17 protein-coding genes are annotated in these 16,854 nt (G+C 69.6%); 9 read left to right on the top strand and 8 right to left on the bottom strand.

Annotated elements, in window-relative coordinates; translation table 11 throughout:
- Window positions 1-181: 181 nt before the first annotated feature.
- On the bottom strand, window positions 182-1,462 hold the full coding sequence (locus tag NKJ07_RS16245) for an adenosylhomocysteinase (RefSeq protein ID WP_318567836.1): 1,281 nt from the start codon (window positions 1,460-1,462) through the stop codon (window positions 182-184).
- Between the two features lie 106 nt (window positions 1,463-1,568).
- Here NKJ07_RS16245 and NKJ07_RS16250 point away from each other — a divergent pair, with 106 nt between their 5' ends.
- The 3 genes from NKJ07_RS16250 to NKJ07_RS16260 all read left to right on the top strand — a co-directional run bounded on the left by NKJ07_RS16250 (window position 1,569) and on the right by NKJ07_RS16260 (window position 4,460).
- A complete protein-coding gene (locus NKJ07_RS16250) occupies window positions 1,569-2,435 on the top strand; it encodes a type IV pilin domain-containing protein (protein WP_318567837.1) in 867 nt (288 codons plus the stop codon).
- Between the two features lie 64 nt (window positions 2,436-2,499).
- Window positions 2,500-3,837 carry an ADP-dependent glucokinase/phosphofructokinase gene (locus NKJ07_RS16255; RefSeq protein WP_318567838.1) on the top strand — a complete coding sequence of 446 codons (1,338 nt, stop codon included), beginning with the start codon at window positions 2,500-2,502 and terminating at the stop codon, window positions 3,835-3,837.
- Window positions 3,838-4,046: 209 nt separating this feature from the next.
- Entirely contained in the window at window positions 4,047-4,460 is a 414-nt protein-coding gene (locus NKJ07_RS16260; protein WP_318567839.1) for a hypothetical protein, read from the top strand.
- Window positions 4,461-4,511: 51 nt separating this feature from the next.
- Here the strand turns inward: NKJ07_RS16260 and NKJ07_RS16265 are convergent, their stop codons facing one another.
- Window positions 4,512-5,810: an amidohydrolase gene (locus NKJ07_RS16265; RefSeq protein WP_318567840.1), complete on the bottom strand. Its 1,299-nt coding sequence runs from the start codon at window positions 5,808-5,810 to the stop codon at window positions 4,512-4,514.
- 301 nt (window positions 5,811-6,111) lie between these two features.
- Between NKJ07_RS16265 and hisG the strand changes: the two genes are divergently transcribed.
- The gene (gene hisG / locus NKJ07_RS16270) at window positions 6,112-6,957 is read left to right on the top strand and encodes an ATP phosphoribosyltransferase (protein WP_318567841.1); all 846 of its coding nucleotides are present in this window, start codon (window positions 6,112-6,114) and stop codon (window positions 6,955-6,957) included.
- Window positions 6,958-6,968: 11 nt separating this feature from the next.
- Here the strand turns inward: hisG and NKJ07_RS16275 are convergent, their stop codons facing one another.
- Together NKJ07_RS16275 and NKJ07_RS16280 are read right to left on the bottom strand one after the other, a co-directional pair.
- Window positions 6,969-7,943, bottom strand: coding sequence for a CPBP family intramembrane glutamic endopeptidase (locus NKJ07_RS16275; protein WP_318567842.1), 975 nt, complete (start codon window positions 7,941-7,943; stop codon window positions 6,969-6,971).
- 93 nt (window positions 7,944-8,036) lie between these two features.
- Window positions 8,037-9,077 (bottom strand): methyltransferase domain-containing protein, encoded by a 1,041-nt coding sequence (locus tag NKJ07_RS16280; RefSeq protein ID WP_425504676.1) that lies wholly within the window; start codon window positions 9,075-9,077, stop codon window positions 8,037-8,039.
- A 109-nt stretch (window positions 9,078-9,186) separates the two neighbouring features.
- On the opposite strand from NKJ07_RS16280, the gene NKJ07_RS16285 reads away from it, so the two are divergent.
- Both NKJ07_RS16285 and NKJ07_RS16290 read left to right on the top strand, forming a co-directional pair.
- Window positions 9,187-9,750: a TATA-box-binding protein gene (locus NKJ07_RS16285; RefSeq protein WP_318567843.1), complete on the top strand. Its 564-nt coding sequence runs from the start codon at window positions 9,187-9,189 to the stop codon at window positions 9,748-9,750.
- 129 nt (window positions 9,751-9,879) lie between these two features.
- On the top strand, window positions 9,880-10,248 hold the full coding sequence (locus tag NKJ07_RS16290) for a DUF7473 family protein (RefSeq protein WP_318567844.1): 369 nt from the start codon (window positions 9,880-9,882) through the stop codon (window positions 10,246-10,248).
- 53 nt (window positions 10,249-10,301) lie between these two features.
- On the opposite strand, the gene NKJ07_RS16295 is transcribed toward NKJ07_RS16290, so the two are convergent.
- Genes NKJ07_RS16295 through NKJ07_RS16305 form a run of 3 tightly spaced genes read right to left on the bottom strand, consistent with a single transcriptional unit; the run spans window position 10,302 to window position 12,365 of the window.
- Complete coding sequence (locus NKJ07_RS16295) at window positions 10,302-10,907, bottom strand: protein sorting system archaetidylserine decarboxylase (protein WP_318567845.1); 606 nt, start codon at window positions 10,905-10,907, stop codon at window positions 10,302-10,304.
- Window positions 10,904-11,911: an AAA family ATPase gene (locus NKJ07_RS16300; protein WP_318567846.1), complete on the bottom strand. Its 1,008-nt coding sequence runs from the start codon at window positions 11,909-11,911 to the stop codon at window positions 10,904-10,906. The genes NKJ07_RS16295 and NKJ07_RS16300 overlap by 4 nt, the downstream gene beginning before the upstream one ends.
- 52 nt (window positions 11,912-11,963) lie before the next feature.
- Entirely contained in the window at window positions 11,964-12,365 is a 402-nt protein-coding gene (locus NKJ07_RS16305) for an SHOCT domain-containing protein (protein WP_318567847.1), read from the bottom strand.
- A 156-nt stretch (window positions 12,366-12,521) separates the two neighbouring features.
- Between NKJ07_RS16305 and rnz the strand changes: the two genes are divergently transcribed.
- Window positions 12,522-13,442 (top strand): ribonuclease Z, encoded by a 921-nt coding sequence (gene rnz / locus NKJ07_RS16310; protein WP_318570477.1) that lies wholly within the window; start codon window positions 12,522-12,524, stop codon window positions 13,440-13,442.
- Window positions 13,443-13,491: 49 nt separating this feature from the next.
- Window positions 13,492-14,379: a PhzF family phenazine biosynthesis protein gene (locus NKJ07_RS16315; protein ID WP_318567848.1), complete on the top strand. Its 888-nt coding sequence runs from the start codon at window positions 13,492-13,494 to the stop codon at window positions 14,377-14,379.
- Between the two features lie 15 nt (window positions 14,380-14,394).
- Here the strand turns inward: NKJ07_RS16315 and NKJ07_RS16320 are convergent, their stop codons facing one another.
- Complete coding sequence (locus NKJ07_RS16320; RefSeq protein ID WP_318567849.1) at window positions 14,395-14,715, bottom strand: winged helix-turn-helix transcriptional regulator; 321 nt, start codon at window positions 14,713-14,715, stop codon at window positions 14,395-14,397.
- 127 nt (window positions 14,716-14,842) lie between these two features.
- Here NKJ07_RS16320 and NKJ07_RS16325 point away from each other — a divergent pair, with 127 nt between their 5' ends.
- Entirely contained in the window at window positions 14,843-16,822 is a 1,980-nt protein-coding gene (locus NKJ07_RS16325) for a DUF460 domain-containing protein (protein WP_318567850.1), read from the top strand.
- Window positions 16,823-16,854: the final 32 nt, after the last annotated feature.

A 16,854-nucleotide genomic window follows, 5' to 3' on the forward strand; every position in this document is an offset into this window, starting at 1 on the left:
ACCGCGCGCGAGGGATGACTGAGCGAGCGACCAACGGGAGCGAGTGAAGGAATTGGCTGGGGAGGACGTGGCCACATCGCTCGAGTGACCGCGCGGTCCTCGCGCTCTCCGGCAACGGTTCCGTACGGTTCCGTTCCGTTCGTTCCACTTCGTCGGAGACCGAACGACGTATCTAACCGGTTTACGTCCCGTGGTCCCAGGAGCCCATGTACTCTTCCTGTGCGTCCGAGAGCGAGTCGAACTCCACGCCCTCCGCGGCGAGTTTGATCTCCGCGACCTCCCGATCGAGGTCGTCGGGCACGTCGTGGACGCCGGCGTCGTACTCCTCTCCCCGCTCGGCGAGTTCCCGGACGCAGACGGCCTGGACGCCGAACGACTGGTCCATCACCTCGACCGGGTGGCCCAGCGCAATGGGGGCGGCGAGGTTCACGAGCCGCCCCTCCGCGAGGACGTTCAGCCGTCTCCCGTCCTGGAGTTCGTAGGCCTCGACGCCGTCGCGCGCCTCGTACTGGTCGACCGCCATCTCCGAGAGCTGGTCGAGGTTGACCTCCACGTCGAAGTGGCCGGCGTTGGCGAGGAGGACGCCGTCGTTCATCCGCTCGAAATGCTCGCGGGTGATCACGTCGCGGTTGCCCGTCGTCGTGATGAACACGTCGCCGACCTCGGCGGCCTCCGTCATCGGCATTACGTCGTACCCTTCCATGTGCGCCTCGAGCGCCCGCCGGGGTTCGACTTCGGTGACGACGACGTTCGCGTTCTGTCCCGCGGCCTTCTTCGCGACGCCCTTCCCGCAGTAGCCGTAGCCGGCGACGACGACCGTCTTCGACGCCCACGAGAGGTTCGTCGTCATGGCGATGGTCGCCAGCGACGACTCGCCCGTGCCGTGGACGTTGTCGAACAGCGTCTTCATCGGCGTGTCGTTGACGGCGAACACCGGGTAGTTCAGTTCGCCGTCGGCGTCCATCGCCCGCAGGCGGTGGACGCCCGTCGTGGTCTCCTCGCAGCCGCCGACGATGGTGTCGATCAGGTCGGGGTACGACTCGTGGATCGCCGCGACCATGTCCATTCCGTCGTCGACCGTGATGGTGGGCTCGTGTTCGATCACGGCCTCGATGTCGGCGTAGTACGCCTCGTCGTCGACGCCGCGTTCGGCGTACGACGTGATTCGGGGGTGAGCGTCGAGCGCCGCGCTCACGTCGTCGTGCGTCGAGAGCGGGTTACAGCCCGTGATGGCGACCTCGGCTCCCCCTTCGGCGAGGAGTTCGACGAGGTTCGCGGTCTTCGCTTCGACGTGCATCGCCATCCCCACGACGTGACCCTCGAGGGGGGTTTCCGTCGAGAACTCCTCCGAGAGCGCCTGGAGGATCGGCATGTGCTGCATCGCCCAGTCCATCTTGCGGCGGCCCTCCTCGCGCGCCGTCTCGGGGTCCGCGAGACGGTCGGTGATCGACGTCTGACTCATACCGAGCGATTGTGAGAGGGGTGGCAAAACCCTACCGAAGCGTCCAGCTATCAGCTGTGATCATCGAGGCGGCGGATTAATTTTTTTTCACGTGGCAGCGTTCCCAATGGCGCGCGCACAGTCGACGATCGCGAACGTGCTCCTGGTCGGGGTGGTGCTCGTCGTGGCCGGGGGCGTCGCGTTCACGGGGAGCGGCGTGCTCGAGGACACACGGCGGGAGCCCGTCTCGGCGGCGCTCGCGACCGATATCGACGGCGAGAACGTCACCGTGACGCACGAGTCCGGGGACGCGTTGGCCGCCGCCGAAGTCGACCTCGTCCTGCAGGGCGCGGACGGCGGGACGCGCGTTCCGCTGGAGGCGTTCACCCGGCGCGGCGACGGCGACGGCACGCTCGATGCCGGCGAGACGTACGCCGTCGGCCACGGGCTGAGCGACGAGACCGCCGTTGTCCGTGTCGTCCACCGACCGAGTGAGACCGTCCTCGCCCGCGACGAGTACGACGTCCCGCTCGTCGGCAACGTCCCCGACCCGTCCGCCTCGCCCACCAGCTACGCCACCGGCGGGCAGGACGGCAGCGGCTCCCTGACGACCACCGGCGGGATCTACCGTCTCGACGGGAACGCGTGGAAGGAACTCGACTTCGACTACACGGTCACGGCCGACACCGTGCTCGTCTTCGAGTTCCGGAGCGACGACGAGGGCGAACTCCACGCGATCGGGCTCGGGACCGACAACACCGGCTCGCAGCCACTGTACAAGGTGTACGGGAGTCAGAGCGTCGGGAACACGGGGTCGTTCAACTTCAACGGGACGTACGACACGTACACCGACGGTGACGGTTGGGTGCGGTACGAGATCCCCGTCGGCGAGGCGTTCCAAGGCGACGTCTCCGACCTCGTGTTCGTCAACGACGAGGACGGTGGCGGCGGGGTCGTCTCCGAGTTCAGGAACGTTCGCGTGTACGAGCGCTGACGGCTCGAACGGGGGACGGACCGACACGAAAACGACTACGGTCCAGCCGCGTGAGACGGCGAGCATGGACCTCGACGCGGACCTCGACGCCCTCGCGGCGTATCCGGTCCTCTGTGCGTACAACGCGAACGTCGACGCGATCCGCCGCGTCGATTCGAGCCTCGAATCGGCGCTCGAGGCGCCGACCGACGCCCCCGAGGAGAGACTGGAGTCACCCGGCGAACTCGCGGCGGCCATCGCCGGGACGATGCGCCGCGGGAGCGGCGACGAGCGCGCGCTGACCGACGCGTTCGCCGCGACGCTCGAAACGACGCTCTCGACGGACGAACAGCGGCTCGGCGGCCAGGCCGGTATCATGGCCGACGTCCTCTCGGTGCTCGGTGCCGCGCCCGTTCTCTACACGTATCTCCTCTCGGACCGCCAGCGCGCGCAGTTCTCCCGTCCCGAGCGGATCCGGTTCCCGGTGGCGACGGCCGACGGGATCGCGCTCCGACCGCTCGACGCGGCTCCCACGGCCGAGAAGACGAAGCTCAACTGGATCTTCGAGTTCGACGCCGGCGACGCGTTCTTCGGCACGACGGCGACCGACGCTTCCCGGTTCATCGCCGCCTCGCGCCCCGACGAGTTCGATCTGCACACCCCCGTCGACTCCTTGGCCGGGGCGCTCGGGGAGCGGGTCGGCTGTGCGGTCCTCTCGGGGTTTCACAGCGTCAAGCGGCGCTACGATGACGGCGAGACGTTCGAGACGTGTCTCGACAGCGCGGCGTCGGTCCTCCGGCAGGTCGGGGAGAGCGCGCGCGTGCAGGTCGAACTCGGCGTGACGCACGACCCCGACGTCCGTCGGGCCGTCCGCGAACGAATCGTCCCGGAGGCGGACGTCGTGAGCCTCGACAGCCACGAACTGAACCAGCTCCGTGCGGACCTCTCCGCCCCGGATCCGTCGGCGGGGGCGGCGGTCGTCCGTCGGTACGAGACGCTCGATCGCGTCCGCGGGGCGCTCGGCATCCCGGCCGTCTCGTTCCACGCGAAGGAGTACTTCCTCGCGACCTTCGACGACCGGTACCTCCCGCCCGCGGCGGTCCGGCGCGGGTTCGACTTCGCGGCGTGCGTCGCCGCCGCGAAAGCCGAGGACGGACTGGTGACGGGCCCCGCGGATCTCGGCGAGGCGACGGCGTACGAACGAGCGCCGGCGGGCGACCGCGCCGTCGAGACGCTCGCCCGACACCTCGGCGTCGCGGTCGACGACGGCGGCGTCGAGACGTCGGGCGTCGTGGCGGTGCCGAACCGCGTCGTCGACGTCCCCGCGAGCACGGTCGGCATCGGCGACGCGGTCTCCGTCACGAGCTTCGCGCTGGCGAACGCCGCGGCGGACGACGAGCCGCGGCCGGGCGACGGTTCGTGACCGAGCGGGAGGGCGCAGCCGTGCTGTACCGACGCGGCGAGGGCTCGTCGGAGCCACGGCGACGCCGTGATTCGAGGTGACGCGTCCGGCGACCGACGAAACCACCGTCACGCGCGGGTGAACTTCAGCCGAACGGCCAGAACCGTATATCTCGTTCGGCCTCGAACGGCCCCTCGCTCCGAGAAGAGTTTCTCGGAGAAGGTGGACGTATGCAAACAGATAGATTCGGCCGAACCGTATCGAGACGCGACCTGCTGAAAGCCGGGGCGGTCGCGTCGATCGGTCTCGCGGCCGTCAGCGGATCGACAACCGCAAAGAAACCCGACGAGTTCGACCCCGCACTGGTCGACGGGACCATCGTGGCCGACGCCCCGGAGCCGACGTTCAGGATCGACAATCGCAACGCCACGGCGGCGAAGGTCATGCTCGTGACGAACGGACCCAGCGACGGCGACGAGTACACGGTCGGGGCGAATCAGGCCAGCTTCGATCCGCCGGAAGGCAAGTACGTCTCGGTCGCGTGTGGCGAGGTCGTCACGGGCCTGCTGACCAAGCGCCCGCAGGACGACGACTGGGCCTCAAGCGGCTTCACCGGAACGGCGACCGCCCCCGGCTGCGCCTGACGGACGAGTCCCACTTTTTTGATCGGCGGCGTCACGGCACCCCGGGTGGTGTCACTCCGCTTCGACCCGGTCGCGGAGCGCCGCGGCCCGCTCTCGGGCGGCGGCCATCACGCCGTCGGCGTCCATCGTCAGCACCTCGCGGTCGCGCATGAGCACCCGTCCGTCGCAGACGGTGTGGCGGACGTCCGAGCCGCGGGCGGCGTAGACGAGGTGGCTCACCACGTCGTGTACGGGGGTGAGGTGCGGCGCGTCGAGCGAGACGACCGCGAGGTCCGCGGCCGCCCCCGGCGCGACCTGTCCTCCGGGCAGGCCGAGCGCGTCGGCCCCTCCCTGTGTCGCGATCTCGATCACGTCCGGCGCGGCGACGGCGTCCGCGCGGTCGGCGGCGATCTTCCCGACCATCGCGGCGTCGCGCATCTCGTCGAAGAGGTCGAGGTCGTTGTTCGAGGCGGCTCCGTCGGTCCCCAGCGCGACTGTGACACCCGCGTCGAGGTACGACTGGACCGGAGCTATCCCCGACGCGAGCTTCATGTTCGACGCCGGGCAGTGGACGACGCTCGTTCCCCGCTCCGCGAGGAGGTCGATCTCGTCGTCGGAGACGTGGACGCCGTGAGCGAGGAACGTCTCCGGTCCGAGGATGCCGAGGTCGTCGGCGTACGCGAGCGGCTCCTCGCCGCGCTCGTCGACGATCGGCGCAACCTCGTCGCGCGTCTCGTTCGCGTGGAGGTGGAGCGGGACGTCGTTCTCGGTGGCCAGGGCGACGCACTCCTCGAAGGCCTGGGCGGAAACGGTCGTCAGCGAGTGCGGCATCACGGCCGTCCGGACCCGCCCGTCGGCGGCCCCGTCGTACTCGAGTGCCACGTCGAGGCTCTTCTGGACGTCGTCGTGGGCCGTCTCGGTCTCCTTGCCGACCGTGACGACGCCGTGGCCGACCCGGGCGCGGAGTCCGGCCTCGGCCACCGCGTCGACCACCTCGTCGACGTGGAAGTACATGTCGCCGAAGGCGGTCGTCCCCGAGCGGATCATCTCCAGCAGCGCGAGGTCGGTGCCGACGCGGACGTCGGCGGGTTCGAGCGCCGCCTCGGCGGGCCAGATGTCCTCGCGGAGCCACGCGTCGAGCGGTTTGTCGTCGGCGTAGCCGCGGAGGAGCGTCATCGCCGCGTGGGTGTGGGCGTTGACGAGGCCGGGGATCACGACCGACCCGGTCGCGTCGAGGATCTCGTCGGCCTCGCTGGTGAGGTCTGCGGCGACGTCGACGATCTCTCCGGCGTCCTGGTCGACGAGGACGTCACGTTCGACGACGGAGCCGTCCCGGAGGACGAACCCGCCGGCGACACAGAGCGTGGTCATGTGGTCCGGTGTGGGGTGGCAGGCGAAAACGGCGTCGATTCTCTCGATTTCCCGCTCGTAATCGAATCGTCGATACGTCGTTGTCTGGCTCTCTGCGGTGAGCGGAACGAACGGACGGAACGAGGACAGTACCCGGTGCGGCGTCGCCCAACCGACCGCTCGACCCTCGTTTCACGCCTGCGGTCCTCTTCACACGGCTCCCGTCTCTCTCGCCACCCGTCGCTCCCCGTCTGGATCCGGCAACCGAGGTGTGCGAGCCCTCGGTCGAAAGGCAGTTCACCCGACGCGATGAGAAGGAGGTATGCGAATCGCCGTTCCCAACAAGGGACGTCTCCACGACCCCACGCTGACACTGCTCGAACGCGCCGGGCTCCACCTCGACAACGGTGCCGACCGGAAGCTGTACGCCGGGACGGTCGATCCCGACGTGACCGTCCTCTTCGCGCGCGCGGCGGACATCCCGGAGTACGTGTGGGACGGGGCCGCGGCGGTGGGGATCACTGGCTACGACCAGGTGCGCGAGTCGGGCCACGAACTCACGGAACTGCTCGATCTGGAGTTCGGGACGTGCCGGCTCGTCCTCGCCGCCCCCGAGGACGGCGAGATCACGGCGCCAGAAGACGTCTCCGGGAAGACGGTCGCCACGGAGTTCCCCACGATCGCCCGCCGGTACTTCGCCGAGGAGGGGATCGACGCCGACGTGGTTGAGGTGACCGGGGCGACCGAACTCACCCCGCACGTCGAGATGGCCGACGCCATCATCGACATCACCTCGACGGGGACGACGCTGGCGGTGAACCGCCTCGCGGTCGTCGACGAGGTGCTCGCCTCCTCGGCCCGGCTGTTCGCCCACCCCGACCACGCCGACGACGAGGGGGTCCAGCAGCTGGTGATGGCGCTTCGCTCCGTGCTCTCGGCGGAGGGTAAGCGCTACCTCATGATGAACGCGCCCAGAGACCGCCTCGACGAGGTGCGCGAGGTAATCCCCGGGATGGGCGGTCCCACGGTCATGGACGTCGCCGGCGGCGAGCACGTGGCGGTCCACGTCGTGGTCGACGAGCGCGACGTCTACGAGGTCGTCACCGAGCTGAAGCACGTCGGCGCGAGCGACATCCTCGTTACCGAGATCGAACGGCTCGTCGAGTGAGTCGGTACGAGTCAGTCACGCCACCGCAGGTCGGGAACGGTGAGCGAGGGGTGGATCGCGAGAAACCGGTACCGGACGCGGACGTAGCCGACGGTCGCGAGCGTCCCGAGCAGGATCGCGGCGACCCCCAGCAGGCCGGCCTCGGGACCGAACGAACCGCCGGTCCAGCGCTCGGGCCCGCCCTGTGAGACGGCGATCACCGCGGCGTCGATGCCCAGTCCCGAGACGGGGAAGCCGTAGACGCCGCCCTGAAAGAGGTTCCACGAGATGTGGAGCCCGATCGGGATCGCCAGTTCGTCCGTGAGGACGTAGCCCGCGGCGAGCATCACGCCGGCCAGCGAGATAGAGAGCGTCGAGACGAGCGTCGCGTTCGGGTTGCCGAGGTGGAGGCCGCCGAACACGGCCGAGGAGACGACGACGGCGACGGCGGTCGCGCCGCGGCTTCCCAGCGTCCCGTCCAGCCCCTCGCAGAGGTTCGTCAACAGGTACCCGCGCGCGAGGAGTTCTTCCTGGACGCCGACGACGACGAAGAGAGTGACGACGGCGAGAAAGGCGGAGACGAACGAGCCCTGCGGGGCGAACGTCCCGGTGACGACGAGCCAGCCGAGGGCGAGTTCGACGCCGAAGACGAGCGTCATGAGGGCGGCACCGAGCGCGAACCCGAAGCCGAGGTCGAGCCACCAGTCGCGGTCGAGGCCGAAGCCGAAGTCGGCGAAGTGACGGCGGTCGACGACCCGACCGACCACCGCGCATGCGACGACGCTCACGCCGCCGGTGACCACGGTCAGACCGGCGACGAGCGCGACGCCCTCGACGGCGACGTTGGGGACGAACGCGGGGAGCAACAGCAACTGGACCAAGAGCCCCGTGCCGGCGATGGCGACCGCGATGACGACGATCCCGACGACGAGTCGCACGGGGGCTCGCGGGCGTCGTTCGTCGTCGTTCCAGACGAGTCGTCGGAGGCTGCCGAGGACGGAGACCATTGCGTGACGGTACCGGCAGTGCGTCCGAGGCGTACTTCAGCCCACCGCCTCGGATCCGGCCGCCCGCGGGTGATCAACGCGCCGCTCGTGTGGTCAGGACGGGTCGCGTCGCGTGGCCCGTCGGTCAGTCCCCGGTGCGACCGACGACCCGCCGCCGTCGACGGCCGACCGACGCAACACGTGGACGTGTCTGGTCAGCGAGCCGTGAACCCGGCGCTCGAACCGTTCCGTGACCGTCCAGCCCGCCTCGTCGGCCGCGGCCGCCCACGACCGGTCGGCGACCACGACGGCACGCGGGGCGATCCGGGCCGCCTCCGCGAGCGCCCCCGACACCAGCTCCGAAAGCGAGTGCGTCTCGATCTTCGACTGCCGCCCGTAGGGGACGTCGACGACGACGCCGTCGGCGACCCCGTCGCGGAGCGGGAGGGCGGTCGCGTCCCCCCGGAGGACGTCGAAGCCACCGTCCAGATACGCCCGGAGGTTCTCTCTCGTCCCACGGGTCATCTTCCACTGCGCGTCGATTCCGACGACGTCGCTCCCCACGAGCCCCGCCTCGATGAGGAACCCGCCGGTGCCGCACATCGGATCGACGATAGTCCTGTCCGTACCCGCCCCGGCGACGTTGACCGCCCAGCGGGCGTCGAGCGGGTCCATGCTCCCCGGCTGGAAGAAGGGACGGTCGGTCGGTCGCCTGGTCGAAAACCCTCGGCGGCTCTCGGCGGCGAGCCAGCCGAGCAGGCAGACGTCGGCGGAGAACCACGCACAGAGGACGTGGTCGGGGTCGTCGAGGTCGACGTCGAAGTCACGCGCCGTGAGCACGCTCCCGAGTTCAATCTCGGCCGCCCGGGTGGAGACGCCGGCCGACGAACGGACGTCGCGTGCCCGGACCGCGACGGTTCCCGCGCGGTCGATCCCCGCCGCGACGAGGAGCGCGCGGGCGTTCTCGACGGTCGCGTCGGTCCGGCCGAGGAGTTCGGCCGCGCGATGGGTGTACGCGAGGCCTTCGAGCCGTCCGGCGTCGATGCCGCGGGCTGTCGCCAGCCCCGGCGCGACCACGGTGACGTCGGTCGCGGCCGTGCGGGCCTCACAGGCGGCGTAGGCGTCGTCGTTCCCGGCGAGTGCCAGCCCGTACACGCTCGCGACTCGACGCCGGCGGCGAAAGAGCGTGTCGATCCCTTCGTTTCGTCGTGTCAACCCCTGCACCAACCTTTATAAATCTTAAATACGAGTCTCAACTCGATATATGACGGACCCCAAGGAAACGATAAACATCGAGAACGTGGTCGCGTCGACGGGGATCGGGCAGGAACTCGACCTCCAGAGCGTCGCGATGGACCTCGAAGGCGCCGACTACGACCCCGAGCAGTTTCCCGGCCTCGTCTATCGGACCCAGAACCCGAAGTCCGCCGCGCTCATCTTCCGCTCGGGCAAGATCGTCTGCACCGGGGCCAAGAGCACCGACGCCGTCCACGAGAGCCTCCACATCGTCTTCGAGAAGCTCCGCGAACTCGAGATCAAGGTCGACGAGGACCCCGAGATCACCGTCCAGAACATCGTCACCTCCGCCGACCTCGGCGTGAACCTCAACCTCAACGCCATCGCCATCGGCCTCGGGTTGGAGAACATCGAGTACGAACCCGAACAGTTCCCCGGGCTCGTCTACCGCATCTCCGATCCGAGCGTCGTCGCGCTGCTGTTCGGCTCCGGCAAACTCGTCATCACCGGCGGGAAACACCCCTCCGACGCCGAGGAGGCGGTCGACAACATCGTCTCGCGGCTCGACGAACTCGGGCTCCTCGACGGCTGACCTCGGCGCTCGCTCCGCCGCGTCCCCTCAGCGCTCTCCGCGGCCCATCCTCTCCGGTCTCTCCTCTCGTCTCCCCGGTCGACGACCGAAGATAGTCGGACATAAGGCCTCCACGTCCGTCGCTCCGGTATGGTCGTCCTCCAGAACGTGCCGTCGGGGAGCGCGGCGCAGGTGGCCGGCACCTTCGCGCTCTTCGCACTCTTCTTCACCGTGACGGCGCACATCGCCGCGCGTAACGTCCTCGGCGACGTTGAGGTGAAGAAAGCCCTCGCCGTCGGACCGGTCGTCCCGGCGATCAGCTTCGTCTTCGTCGCCCTCCAGTGGCCCGCCGCGCTCGCGGTCCCGCTCGCGCTCGCGGCCGACTTCGGCGTCTTCCGCTACCTCTACCGCGCGTCGACCCGGGTCACGGCGTACCTCACGCTCATCCACGTCGTCGTGAGCATCATCCTCGGCGTCGTCGTCTTCGGCCTGCTCGCTCTCATCCAGAGCGCGCCGTGATAGCGCGGCGGATCCGCGTCCGGGGCCGTTCCACGCTCGGCGCGGCCGGCCGGTCAGACGTCGTCGTCGTCCGGCACCTCGGCGATCACGGTCTCGCCGGCACGGACGGTGTCGCCCTCCCTGGCGAGGAGGTGCTCGCGGTCGATCGACGGGGGCAGGAGGACGTCCACGCGGGAGCCGAAGGCGATGTGGCCGAGGCGGTCGCCCTTGGCGACCGAGTCGCCGTCGTGGACGTACGGGACGATCCGGCGGGCGAACCAGCCCGCGATGAGCGAGATCTCGAAGAGGCCGAAGTCGACGTCGACCCGTTCGTTGTTCTCCGACTCCTTCGAGAACGCCGGCCTGTTCGCGCCCGGCGAGTGTTCGACGCCGTCGACGTAGCCCTTCTTCGGCGCGCGGACGACGTGGACGTCGAGGGGGTTCATGTAGACGCCGACGCGGAACTGGTCGCCCTCCTCGCGGACGACGGAGACCTCGCCGTCTGCGGGGGCGACGATCCCCTCCATCGGGGGGTGCCGCTCGGGGTCGCGGAAGTTCCAGAGGGCGAACAGTCCCAGCCCCAGGAGGACGACCGCGAGCGGCGGGACGACGAAGACGGCGACGACCGCCCCGACCAGGAGGGGAAGCGCCCACTTGCGGACGCCGGGTGCGAAGTTCACGCGTGGGCCTCCTCTCCCCACGCGGTGAGGAGATGCGTCAGGTGGAGTCGGTCGTCGGTGCCGGTGGCGATGTCGAGGTCGACCGCGCCGGCGACGCGGTGGAGGCGCGCGAGGTCGTCGTTCCCGAGGTCGCTCCGGCGGGCCACCCGCAACAGGGCCCGCAGGAGGTCGCCGCCCTCGTACCCCTCGTCGTCGAGAAGCGTCCCCAGCGTCTTCCGGGCGTCGCGGTAGTCGCCGGCGCGCGCGTCGGCGAGCACCGACTTGAGCTGGTCGTCGTGGCCGACGTCCTTGATCGTCCGGTGGGCGGCGTCCATCGTGACCTCGCCCTCCGCGGTCGCCGTCGCCTGCGCGCTCAGGATCGCGCGGCGGACGTTCCCGTCGGCGTAGCCGGCGACGAACTCGACGCCGGCGTCGTCGTAGTCGACGCCCTCGCGCTTGACGATCTCCACCAGGACGTCGCGGAGTTCGTCGGTCGTCGGCTTCCGGACCGGCACGACGAAACACCGCGACCGGATCGGCGGGATCAACCGGGAGGGCTGGCGGGTGGCGATGACGAACTGCGTGGTCCGGTGGTGCCGTTCCATCACCCGCCGGAGGGCCTGCTGGAAGTCCTTGCGGACGGTCTCGGCGTTGTCGAAGAGGATCGTCTTGTAGTCGCCTGCGATGGGCGCGTAGCTCGCGGCCTCGCTGAAGACGTGTTTGACCATCTCCCGCTTCGACATGCTCCGGTCGACCAGATGCGCGAATCGTGGGTCGTCGGCGATCTGCTTCTTCGACCGGCCGAAGAAGTCCGCGACGTTGATCTCGACGAGATCCGCGTCGGGGTCGTCGTGGGCTTCCCGCGCGAGGGCCCTGACGGCGGCGGTCTTGCCGACCCCCACGGGACCCTGGAGGACGAGGTTCATCGGTTCGTCGACCGTCCGCCGGAGTCGGTCGCGGACCTCCGGCTGTGGGAGGTCCGACAGCGCCGGCGCGTGCGTCTCCGTCCAGAGCGGCGCGTCCATAGCCTGTGTGTGTCGGCCAGGGAGTAAGAATGGGTCGGTCGCCAGCCCGTCGTTATTCGATCTCGTACTCCGTGTCGGACTCACGATCGCGGTCGGCGTCGCGACGCCGGGCGCGGTCCTCGGCGGCCTCCAGCGTCTCGGTCTCCAGCAGCGCCTCCAGCTTCCGCTCGAACTGCTCCTCGGTGAGTTCACCGCGGGCGTACCGTCCCCTGAGCGTCGCGAGCGGATCGTCGGGATCGGCCGCCGTCGACGCCGAACGGGACTCGCCCGACGGCTCCGCATGGCGTTCGTCCGCACCGACGAGCGCGCTCACGAGCGGGACGACGACGGCGAAGCCGACGACGAACACCACCCAGAACCAGTCCATACCGAGAAACAGCGCGGTGAGAGCCACGCCGAGGACGAGCAACGAGGCGACACCAGTCGCGCGGCTGCGGGCGGGGAGTCGGCGCATACGAGACCGTGGTGGCCGGCGCGAAAAGCGTTGGCGCTCGGTGTGGGCGGGCCGAACGCGTCGAACGGTGGGCGACGGGATGAGGCCGAGCGAGAAACGGGGCGTCGTCGATTCGACAACCGTTTACGGCCACCCGGACGACGACCACGCATGTCGATGAGCGTGACGTTCCTCGGGACCAGCGCGGCCATGCCGACGGCCGAGCGCGCGCCCTCCGCGCTGATGTGTCACCGCGAGGGCGAGCGGTATCTCTTCGACTGCGGCGAGGGCACACAGCGGCAGATGATGCGGTTCGGCACCGGGTTCTCGGTCTCGCACCTGTTCGTCACGCACCTCCACGGCGACCACGTCCTCGGGATCCCCGGGCTGGTCCAGACGTGGGACTTCAACGACCGGAGCGACCCGCTCGCGATCCACGCCCCGCCCGGCTCACGCCGGCACATCGAGTCGCTCCTCCACGCGGGCGGCCACCAGCCGGGCTTTCCCATCCGGGTCAACGAGGTGTCGCCCGGCAGCGTCGCGCTTGACGGCGACGAGTTCGAGGTCCGCGCGTTCGAGACCGAACACCGTACGCGGTCGGTGGGGTGGGCCCTGGTGGAAGACGACCGCCGGGGCCGGTTCGACCGCGCCCGCGCCGAGGAACTCGGCGTGCCCGTCGGGCCGAAGTTCGGCCGACTGCACGACGGCGAACCGGTGGAACTCGACGACGGCCGGGTCGTCCACCCCGAGCAGGTCGTCGGCGAGCCACGACCGGGCCGGCGTCTGGTGTACACGGGCGACACGCGGCCGGTGTGGGCAACCGAGGAGATCGCCCGGGACGCGGACCTGCTGATCCACGAGGCGACGTTCGCGAGCGACGAGGCCGACCGCGCGCAGTCGACCGGACACACGACCGCACGGGAGGCGGGGAACCTCGCCAGGCGAGCAGGGGTAAAACGGCTCGCGCTGACGCACGTCTCCTCGCGCTACGCGGGCGACGCCTCCGCCATCGCGAGCGAGGCCGCCGCAGCGTTCGACGGCGAGTCGGTCGTCGCCCACGACGGCCTCGAACTCGATGTGCCGTTCCCCGAGGAGTGAGCCCACGGCTCAGCAACGTTTTTGTCCCGGTCGACCCTCCGTCGGAGTCGTGCCCTCCAACCGATTCCACCTGGTCGACGTGTTCGCCACCGAACGATACGCCGGCAATCAGCTCGCCGTCGTCGAAACCCCTCACTCCCTGACCGACGACCGGATGGGAGCGCTCGCCGCCGAGTTCGACTTCTCCGAGACGACGTTCGTCTCCCTGGACGGGGAGCCGTACCACACGCGGATCTTCACGCCGCGGGAGGAGATCCCGTTCGCGGGCCATCCGACACTCGGGACGGCGTGGGTCGTCCGCGAGCGCGCTGGGGACGACCTCAACGGGGCCGTCGACGAGGTGGTACTCGAGCTTCCCGTCGGCGAGGTCCCAGTCGACGTCCGGACGACCGACGGGACGGAGACGCTCTGGATGCGACAGCCGACTCCGACGTTCGGCGAGCGACGGAGTCACGAGCGCGCGGCCGCGGTGCTCGGACTCCCGGTCGACGCACTGGACCGCGCTCTTCCGGTGCAGGCCGTCTCGACGGGCCTGCCGACGGTCGTCGTCCCCGTCCGCGACCGCGAGGCGCTGACCGGGATCGAGGTCGACCCCGCGGCGTACGACGCGTTCGTCGCCGATCGCGAGGCGAAGAACGTCCTCGCGTTCTGTTTCGACCCGCGCGAGACGCGAAACGACCTCGCTGTTCGGGTGTTCGCGCCGTACTACGGGGTGCCCGAGGATCCCGCCACGGGGAGCTCGAACGGTTGTCTGGCGGCTTACCTCGCGCGACACCACGCCGACGCGACCGTCTCGGCTCGCGTCGAACAGGGGTACGAACTGGGGCGGCCGTCGCTGCTGTTTCTCGACGCGCACACCACCACCGACGCGGACGACGGGATCGACGTCGAGGTCGGCGGCCGCGTCGTCCCCGTCGGGTCGGGGACGCTCCGCTGAGCGGACGAACTGCACTCAGCCGTTGCGGTCGACCCACGAGAGCAACGAGCGGGCGCGGCGTGCGAGGCCGCGGCCGTCGCGGGTGAGTTCGTACTCCACACGGGGTGGAACCTCGTCGTACTGCGTCCGTTCGAGCATGCCCGCGTCGACGAGCGCTCCCAGCCGGGTCGACAGCGTCGACGTGCTCGCCTCGGGGAGGTGTGCCTCGAACTCCGAAAACCGGGCCGTGCCGTGGGCGTCGACGATACAGAGCAACTGCATCGTGTACTTGCTCGCTAGGGTGTCCATCAGGTCGGTGTCGGGACAGACACACCGCGCGCGGGAACAGGTTTTCATACGAACGGTCACCGTGGTTGCCCAAAGCTTCGAATTCCACACGTGAATAACTTTGGTCCGGGGACGGTCACGGTCCGACGGACGCTCTCGGCGTGGAGTATATATCCGCACCGCTCTTACCGAGCGTGTGAACGACCGGACGAGCGCGCTCGACTCGCTCGTGTTCGGCGTCGACATCCAGAGCGGCGACGTCCGCGGGGACGCGCCGTCGTACGCTGTCGTCGCCTTCGACGGCGAACGGGTCGACCGCGATGTCGTGTCGCACCGCAAGCTCCGGCGGCTCATCGACCGGGAGAACCCGGCAATCGTCGCCACCGACAACATGTACGAGCTCGCGGCCGACAAGGACGAACTGGTGGGGTTTCTGCGATCGCTCCCCGCCGAGACCACGCTGGTGCAGGTGACGGGCGACGAACGGCCCGAACCCCTGTCGCGGGTGGCGTCGCGACACGGCGTCCCCTACGGCAAGAAGCCGATGAAGGAGGCCGAAGCCGCCGCCAGGCTCGCCGCCGCGAACGTCGGCTACGAGGTATCGGCGTTCGAGAACACCACGACGGTGAAGGTGTCGCGGGGTCGGTCGACGGGCAAGGGTGGCTGGAGCGCCGACCGCTACACGCGGCGCATCCACGGCTCGGTGAAACGGACGGCCAGGCAGGTCGAGTCCAAGCTGAAGGAGGCCGGACTGGCGTACGAACGCGACGTCACGGAGAAGTACGGCGGCTACGCCAACGCCGTCTTCACCGTCGAGGCCCCGCCCGAGTCGATCCCCGTCTCCGCGCGACGGTCGGGCGACACGCGGGTCGAGATCGAGCGACAGCGTCGCGACGGCATCGAGTTCGAGCCCCTGGTCAAACGCCGCGACCACGTCATCGTCGGCATCGACCCCGGGACGACCACGGCGGCGGCGGTCGTGGGGCTTGACGGCTCCGTCTTCGACGTCTTCTCCACTCGGACCGAAGACACCGCGGGCGTCATCGAGTGGCTGATCGAACGCGGCCGGCCCCTCGTGGTGGCCGCGGACGTGACGCCGATGCCCGAAACGGTAGAAAAGTTCAGGCGGAGCTTCGACGCCGCGGGGTGGACCCCCGCGAAGGACCTGCCGGTCGACGAGAAACTCCACCGCACGAGAGCGGTCGAGTACGACAACGACCACGAGCGCGACGCGCTGGCGGCGGCGCTGTTCGCGTTCGACGCCCACACGGAGCAGTTCGAGCGGATCTCCCGGAAGGTGCCGCCGAACGTCGACCGCGGGACGGTCATCTCGCGGGTGTTGACGAACGAGGAGTCGGTCGAGAGCGTCCTGCGGGACCTCTCCGACGACGAGGGTGAGGAGGAAGAACAGCACCAACACGAGGAGCGCGAACTCACGGAGGAGGAAAAAGAGATCCGCCGACTGCGCGACCGGGCCCAGCGGTTAGCGTCGGTCGTCGACGACCTCGAATCGACGGTCGCCGAGAAGGAGGAGACGATCGAGGAGTACCGCGAGGAACTGTCCGAGGCGCGGCGGGAAGAGCGACGGAAGGCGCGGGAGCGCCAGGAGGTCTCCCGGCTGGAGCGCGAGAAGAGCCGGCTCGAACGCGAACTGTCGAAGGAGCGCGAGCGGAGCGAGGAACTCGACAGCAAGCTCGAACGGCTGAAGGCGCTGTGGAAGCTCGACCACTCGAACTTCGCGGACGTCAACACCGAGAAGAACCTCGTCCCGGTGAAGGTGGTCGAACAGTTCACCCGCGACGCCATCGACCGCACCGTCGAGGCGTACGGCATCGCCGCGGGCGACGTGGTCTACCTGAGAGACGCCTCCGGTGCGGGGCGGTCGACGGCCGAGCGACTCGCCGAACTCGACCCGCGCGTCGTCCTCCGCCGCGGCGGGCTCTCGGACGTGGCCGACCGGGTGCTGTTCGACCACGGGATCCCCGTCGCGCCCGTCGACGGCGTCACCGTCCAGGAGGTGGACGAACTCGCCGTCGCCCGCGAGTCGGAGGTGCAGGCGGCCATCGAGGACTGGGAACGGCGGGCGGAACAACGGCGTAAACAGCAGAAAGAGAGCATGGTCGACCAGATCATCTCCGAGCACAGAGCGGAGTCACGCGCCGACAGCCGGGAGTGATGTGATCGCCGGGGGCGTCGCCCGCAGCGACC

Source organism: Salinigranum marinum (assembly GCF_024228675.1).
Lineage (GTDB): Archaea > Halobacteriota > Halobacteria > Halobacteriales > Haloferacaceae > Salinigranum > Salinigranum marinum.

Coding starts and splice junctions, on each gene's coding strand:
- NKJ07_RS16285 (WP_318567843.1), top strand. CDS start 9,187: ATGACGGACCCCAAGGAAACGATAAACATCGAGAACGTGGTCGCGTCG.
- rnz (WP_318570477.1), top strand. CDS start 12,522: ATGAGCGTGACGTTCCTCGGGACCAGCGCGGCCATGCCGACGGCCGAG.
- NKJ07_RS16275 (WP_318567842.1), bottom strand. CDS start 7,943: ATGGTCTCCGTCCTCGGCAGCCTCCGACGACTCGTCTGGAACGACGAC.
- NKJ07_RS16250 (WP_318567837.1), top strand. CDS start 1,569: ATGGCGCGCGCACAGTCGACGATCGCGAACGTGCTCCTGGTCGGGGTG.
- NKJ07_RS16245 (WP_318567836.1), bottom strand. CDS start 1,462: ATGAGTCAGACGTCGATCACCGACCGTCTCGCGGACCCCGAGACGGCG.
- NKJ07_RS16290 (WP_318567844.1), top strand. CDS start 9,880: ATGGTCGTCCTCCAGAACGTGCCGTCGGGGAGCGCGGCGCAGGTGGCC.
- hisG (WP_318567841.1), top strand. CDS start 6,112: ATGCGAATCGCCGTTCCCAACAAGGGACGTCTCCACGACCCCACGCTG.
- NKJ07_RS16320 (WP_318567849.1), bottom strand. CDS start 14,715: ATGAAAACCTGTTCCCGCGCGCGGTGTGTCTGTCCCGACACCGACCTG.
- NKJ07_RS16305 (WP_318567847.1), bottom strand. CDS start 12,365: ATGCGCCGACTCCCCGCCCGCAGCCGCGCGACTGGTGTCGCCTCGTTG.
- NKJ07_RS16255 (WP_318567838.1), top strand. CDS start 2,500: ATGGACCTCGACGCGGACCTCGACGCCCTCGCGGCGTATCCGGTCCTC.
- NKJ07_RS16300 (WP_318567846.1), bottom strand. CDS start 11,911: ATGGACGCGCCGCTCTGGACGGAGACGCACGCGCCGGCGCTGTCGGAC.
- NKJ07_RS16260 (WP_318567839.1), top strand. CDS start 4,047: ATGCAAACAGATAGATTCGGCCGAACCGTATCGAGACGCGACCTGCTG.
- NKJ07_RS16265 (WP_318567840.1), bottom strand. CDS start 5,810: ATGACCACGCTCTGTGTCGCCGGCGGGTTCGTCCTCCGGGACGGCTCC.